Source organism: Actinomycetota bacterium, from assembly GCA_030774015.1.
In the GTDB taxonomy this organism is placed as follows: domain Bacteria; phylum Actinomycetota; class UBA4738; order UBA4738; family JACQTL01; genus JALYLZ01.
Window position 1 is genome coordinate 23,287 of record JALYLZ010000064.1, and the last position, 6,179, is coordinate 29,465.

A 6,179-nucleotide genomic window follows, 5' to 3' on the forward strand; every position below is an offset into this window, starting at 1 on the left:
TCGCCGTGACATGGCCCTGATGCGCGCGGCGTTCGTGCGGGAGCACGGCGGCCCGGAGGCCCTGGAGTACGGGGAGATCGAGCGCCCCGAGCCCGGACCGGGAGAGATCCTGGTCCGGGTGGTCGCCTGCGCGCTGAACCACCTGGACATCTTCGTGCGCCGAGGGATGCCGGGCGTCCGGCTGGAGCTGCCGCACGTCCCCGGTGGCGACATCGTGGGGTGGGTGGAGGAGAGCGGCGACGACCAGGCCCGCCGGCTGGTCGGCACGCTGGTGCTGCTCGACCCCATCGTCGGACGGGGCATGCTGGGCGAGCACGAATGGGGCGGCCTGGCCGAGTTCGTCGTCGCGCCCGCCGACAACGCGATCCCGCTGCCCCATCCCACCGGTGACGTCGTGCGCTACGCGGCCCTTCCCGTCGCCTACGGGACGGCCCGGCGGATGCTGTTCCACCGGGCCCGGCTCCGGCCCGGCGAAACCGTGGTCGTGCTGGGAGCGGCCGGCGGCGTGGGGGTCGCCTGCGTCCAACTGGCCGGCCGGGCCGGTGCCCGGGTCATCGCGTGCTCGTCCTCGGAGGCGAAGCTGGCCCGGCTCCGGGACCTGGGCGCGGCGGAGACGGTGGACACCGCGTGGGAGGACTTCAGCAGCCGGGTGTGGGAGCTCACCGATCAGCGTGGCGCGGACGTTGTGGTCGACTACCTGGGGCGGGAGACCTGGCAGGGCTCGATCCGGTGCACCCGGCCGGAGGGCCGGGTGGTGACGTGCGGCGCCACCACCGGCTACGAGGCCGTCACCGACCTCCGGTACGTGTGGACCCGGGAGCTCGACATCCTTGGCTCCGACGGCTGGACCCGCGAGGACCTCGAGCGCCTGGTGGACGACGTGGCCCGCGGCCAGCTCGACCCGGTGGTCCACGGCGTCTTTCCGCTGTCGAAAGCACGGGAAGCGGTCGCCGAGCTCGAGGAACGCCGGGCCTTCGGCAAGGTCGTCGTGGTCCCCGACGGCGTCCAGCCGGGCGGTCACTGAGCCCGATCCGAAGAACTTCGCCAATTCGCCGTCGTTCCTTGGGCGTGTCCTTGGGGGCGGCTATCCTTCGGCTGATGCTGGTGGTGGGAGCCGGCCGGTGACGGCCGGGGGGGAAACGCCCGCGCCCGTGCGGATCCTGTCGGCGCCGGACCTCGCGGACTCCATGGGGCTCGACGACGCGGCCACGTTCGTGGTCGACCTCCTGGAGCGGCCCGGATCGGACATCCGGGTGGCGGAGGGGCAGATCGGGCTGGCCGACGACCTGGTCGTGGCCGGCCATCCGGACGCCTTCGAGCTCCGGACCATCGCGCCGACGGACCCCGGAACCGTGTGGGCGGTGGACGGCGGCTCGTGCCTGCTGGCGGACGGGCGGTCGTTTCAGGTCGCCGCGTACCGGGCCGGGCGGGTGCGGCTGCGCCGGGGGATCACGGATCTGGTGGAGTCCCCGCCGCTCACGGTGCGGGCCCTGTCCGCGGACGAGGTGCAGTCGATCGCCCGGGAGGTGCTCACGGAGCTGTGCGGTGAAGCTCCCGAGCGCCTGCCGGAGCTCCCGCGCCCGGTGGACGCCATGCGCGAGTGGGCCGAATGGGCGGAGGTCGCCAGGACGGTCCGGGAAGCCGCGCCCGGCGACCTGGTCCTGGTGGACGGGTCGCTGCACGGGGGGCCGCTGGTCCCGCCCGACGTCCCCCGGCGGGTCCATTCCGAGGCCCAGGAGCGAGGGGTCTCGCTCGCCGGCGTGGTGAAGGCCTCCACGCTGTTCTGGGGCCGGAACGCGCCGCTGGTCACGCTCCTCAAGCGCCGGGGGGACCGCGAGCTGGGGCCGGTGCCGTGGGCGGCCAGGATCTCCACCGACCCCACCTTCGGCCGGCTGTACGTAGGGGAGATCTTCGTGGCCCACCTCGCGCCGACCGCCCCGTATGCGTTCCGGGTGGACGTCGCCCGGGGTCCGGCGGGTCCCGACCAGGTGCTGTCGCGTCTTGCCGGGGCCGCCGGCGACCCCGCGTTCGTGGGCTATCCCTACCCGCTTGCCCGGGCCCACCAGGTCGCGAGGGTCGGCGGCTACGCCGTGGCCGACCTGCGGCGGTCCTTCCGCGGCGCCCTGTCCCGCCACGGCATGTCCGAGGACGACATCGAGGTGCTGTTCCAGGACTTCCACGAAGTGCTGAACCGGAGCTGAGGGCATGAGCGGAACCGGACGAGACCACGAGTACAAGGGCCGGATCTTCGGCCGGAACGTCCTGGAGGCGACGTTCCGGTCCTTCTACGGCGCCGACCTTTTCCTGGGGGAGCTGTTGGTGGCCGAGGACCCCGAGCGGGCCCGGCGGTTCCTGTTCCGGGTGGTCCAGGTCACGTACGGCTCGGACTCGAGCGACCCGAACTGGGCCGAGCGGACCGCCGGCGCCTATATGACGGGCGACGCGGCCGGCGCGCCGTACCGGCTGCACGACCCGGAGCAGCGCCTGTACAAGGTGGCCACGTGCGCCCCGCTCGGCTACATCGACGCCGGCGGGGAGTTCCGCAAGCCGAAGTCGCTGCCGGCCCAGTTCGCCCGGGTCACCGCCCCCACCGCCGAGGACTTCGCGTTCCTGCGGGAACGGATGGGCGATCTGTCCATCGGGCTGCTGCGCTCCGGCGAGGACACCATCGACCTCGAGGTGGGCATCCGCGGCTCCACGCTGACCTCCCACGTCGGCGTCTTCGCCACCACCGGCATGGGGAAATCGAACCTCATGAAGGTCCTGGCCGGGCAGGTCCTGGCCTCCCAGGGCCGGTACACGTTCCTGCTGTTCGACCCCCACGGCGAGTACCTGGAGGGCGGCGTCGGCACTCGCCGCGGCCTCCGTCACCACCCGTGGGCGGCCGACCGGCTCCGCGTCTACGCCACCCGGGCATCGGGGGCGGGCGCAACCTCGCTGCGCCTGTCGCTGGCCGAGCTGACCGTGGGCGACCTCCAGACCGCCTACGAGTGGAGCCACGCCCAGGAGGACGCCATCTACCGCCTGGTCCGGTTCTTCCGGGAGGAATGGATCACCCGGGTGGGGGAGGAGCCCGACGTGCAGGTCCTGGCCGAGCAGCTCGGCGTGGCCACCAGCACCCTCCAGGTCATCCAGCGCCGGGCCCAGCGCATCCTGGACCTCCCCTGCGTGAGCCGGGACCTGACGCAGCCCTCCCTGTCGGGGCGGATCGTCGACGAGCTGGCGAACGGCTACTCGGTGCTGGTGGACTCCTCCGGGCTGTCGTCGATGGAGGAGATCCTGGTGGCCTCCGTCATCACCCGGCGGCTGATGGACGAGTACGCCACGGCCTACCTCGAGGACCGCGAGCGCTTCGAGGCCCTGCCGCCGGCCCTGGTGGCCCTGGAGGAGGCGCAGCGGGTCCTGTCCAAGGTCAAGCGCTCGGAGGAGAACGTGTTCCCGCGGGTGGCCCGGGAGGGCCGGAAGTTCCGGGTGGGCCTGTGCGCCGTCTCGCAGCAGCCCAAGCTCATCGACGACGAACTGCTGTCGCAGTTCAACACGTTCTTCATCCTGGGCCTGGCCGACGAGCGGGACCGCAACATCCTGCGGGGTTCGTCCAAGCAGGACATCTCGGACCTGGGCCCCGAGATCCAGACCCTCATGCCCGGCGAGTCCATCATCACCAACGTGGAGCTGCCGTTCGCCGTGCCCGCCCAGGTGTTCCTGTACGAGGAGTACCTGAAGTCCGTCCGCGGCCCCTCGCCGCTGCCCGACCGGCCCGCCGGCGCCAGCCGCGGGCTCGTGGACTGAATGGCCCGCCTGGTCGCGTTCGGGGACGCCCACCTCGGACGGACCCACCTGGCCCACCTTCGAGACGACGAGGGGCGGAACCTCCGGGAGGAGGACTTTCTGCGCTCGTTCGACTGGGCGGTACGTAAGACGATCGAGCTCCAGCCGGACGGGTTCCTGTGGCTGGGCGACGTTTTCGACCACGCTCGGCCCACCTACCGCACGTTCGCCCACGTCCTGGCGGGCCTCCAGCGGCTGACCGACGCCGGCCTCCGCGGCGTCGCCATCTCTGGGAACCACGACACCCCCCGAGTTCGGGGAACGGGCTCGCCGTACGACGCCCTGGAGCGGGTGTTCCCGAGCGTCGCGTTCGCCTGGCGGATGGAGGCGGTGGCGACCGAGCTGGCCGGCGTCCGCGTCCACGCGGTGCCGCAGGCGCTGTCCGTCGACGCGCTGAAGGCCCAGCTCCACGCCGCGGGCGCCGCCGCCGCGACCGACGCCACGAACCTGCTCCTGGCCCACGTGGCCCTCACGTCGCTCCCCGCCCGGGCCTGGCGCGACATCAACGAGCTGGAGGTGGAGGAGGGAGCGTTCGACCGCCGCTTCGACGTGGTCCTCCTGGGGCATTACCACGCCTACCAGAAGGTCTCCAAGCGCACCTGGTACGCGGGCTCAACCGACACGTTCTCGTTCGCGGACTCGCCGGAGGCGGCGAAGGGGCTCGTGGTCCTGGACACCGACACGGGGAAGGTCGAGCCCGTCGCCAACCCGGACACCCGGCCCCTGGTCACGTGCGCCGTGCGCGCGGCCGGCCTGTCCGCGAGCGAGCTGATCGACGCCGTGGAGCGGGAAGCGAAGGGCATGCCCGGGAAGGCCATCGTCCGGGTGTTCCTGAACGAGGTCGACCCGGCCGCGTACCGGCAGGTCGCGCACGAGCAGTTCCAGGAAGCGGTCCCCGGCGCGCTGTACGTGCAGGTGGAGCCGGACTTCGGCGCCGCGTCCATGGCCGTCCAGGGCGCCCCCACCATCGGGTCGCTGGAGCACGAGTGGGCCGCCTACGTCGAGCTCCAGGACCTGGCCGGCCTGGACCGTGAGCGGGTCACCGCCCTGGGCAGCCGGTTCCTGGAGGAGGCGCGAGGGGAGACCGTGTGAGGTGAGGGTCCGCGAGCTGTCCCTCCGCAACTACCGGGTGTTCGAGGAGGTCGACCTGGAGCTCCCTGGGGACCAGGTCATCGGCGTCTTCGGCCCCAACGGCGGCGGAAAGTCGACGCTCGTCGAATCGATCGCGTTCGCGTTGTACGGCGTCGACGCCGCCCGGACCAAGAAGAACGAGATCCGGACCCAGGGTCTGCTCACGGACTGCGAGGTCCGGATGGTCTTCGAGCACGGCGGCCAGCAGTACGAGGTCCGCCGCTCGATCCGCGGGAAGGGCCACACGCCGGAGGCCGAGCTGTACGTGGGCGGCCTGGTCCTCGCCTCCGGCACCACCGAGGTCGAGGCCGAGGTCCGCCGGTTGCTCCATATGGACCTGCGGGTCTTCCGGGCCTCGGTGTTCGCGGAGCAGAAGCAGCTGGACGCCTTCTCGGAGGTCACCCCGGGCAAGCGCAAGGAGATGGCCATCCGACTCCTCGGCATCCGGCCGGTGGACGACGCCCTGGCAGCGGCCCGACGGGAAGCCCGGGCCACCAAGGTGGCCGCCACGCAGCTGGAGGGCGCGGTGGCCGACGTCGCCGCGCTGGAGGCAGACCTGAAGGAGGCACGGGAAACCGCGGCCGAGGCCACGGCCGCCTCCACCGCCGCCGCCCGGGACCTCCGGGCCGCCGCGGCCCGGGCCAAGGAGACCCGCAACCGGTTCGACGCCGCCGACCGGGTCCGCCAGCGAGTGGCCACGCTCACCGCGGAGCTGCTGGCCCGGACGGAACAGCGTGACCGCCTGGCCACCGAGCTCCAGGAACGGACGGAGCGCGTGGCCGGGCTGGGGCGAGGCCTAGCCGAGCTCCCCAACCTCGAGGCCGAGGCCGCATCGCTGGAAGGGGTCGATGATCGCCTGAAGCTGGCCGACCGGTGGTCGGATGTGGCGCGGAGGCTGGCGGCGGCGGAGGCCCAGCTCGCCGCGCTCGCGGAGATCGACGAGGCCGCGGCCGGGGCCGATCTGGACGGGGCCGAGGAAACCCTTCGCTCGGCCGAGGCCGCGCTGGCCGACGCCACGGCCCGCCGGGACCATGCGCAACGGGGCCTGGCCGACGCCGAGGAGCGCCTGGCCCGGGCCTCGGAAGCCGATCCCACCCAACCCTGCCCGACATGTGGCCGGCCGCTGGGCGACGACTTCGCCGGGTATGTGCGCCACTGCCGCACCGAGGTCGCCGCGGCCAGGCGCCTGGCCCAGGCCGAAGAGAAGGGCACCCGCGAGG

At 72.9% G+C, this 6,179-nt stretch carries 5 protein-coding genes; all 5 read left to right on the plus strand.

The features are described 5' to 3' along the window. Positions 1–10: 10 nt before the first annotated feature. Positions 11–1,024 (plus strand): zinc-binding dehydrogenase, encoded by a 1,014-nt coding sequence (locus M3Q23_06455; GenBank protein MDP9341734.1) that lies wholly within the window; start codon positions 11–13, stop codon positions 1,022–1,024. Between the two features lie 97 nt (positions 1,025–1,121). Next, positions 1,122–2,201 (plus strand): DNA double-strand break repair nuclease NurA, encoded by a 1,080-nt coding sequence (locus M3Q23_06460; protein MDP9341735.1) that lies wholly within the window; start codon positions 1,122–1,124, stop codon positions 2,199–2,201. Positions 2,202–2,205: 4 nt separating this feature from the next. Then, positions 2,206–3,789, plus strand: coding sequence for an ATP-binding protein (locus tag M3Q23_06465; protein ID MDP9341736.1), 1,584 nt, complete (start codon positions 2,206–2,208; stop codon positions 3,787–3,789). Further along, on the plus strand, positions 3,790–4,920 hold the full coding sequence (locus M3Q23_06470; protein ID MDP9341737.1) for a DNA repair exonuclease: 1,131 nt from the start codon (positions 3,790–3,792) through the stop codon (positions 4,918–4,920). Between the two features lies 1 nt (position 4,921). Beyond that, positions 4,922–6,179: SMC family ATPase (locus tag M3Q23_06475; protein ID MDP9341738.1), on the plus strand; the 1,258-nt coding region annotated here is incomplete at its 3' end.

What these genes read in the sequence shown, in the direction of transcription:
- M3Q23_06465 (MDP9341736.1), top strand. Translation starts at nt 2,206, where the DNA reads ATGAGCGGAACCGGACGAGACCACGAGTACAAGGGCCGGATCTTCGGC.
- M3Q23_06470 (MDP9341737.1), top strand. Translation starts at nt 3,790, where the DNA reads ATGGCCCGCCTGGTCGCGTTCGGGGACGCCCACCTCGGACGGACCCAC.
- M3Q23_06455 (MDP9341734.1), top strand. Translation starts at nt 11, where the DNA reads ATGGCCCTGATGCGCGCGGCGTTCGTGCGGGAGCACGGCGGCCCGGAG.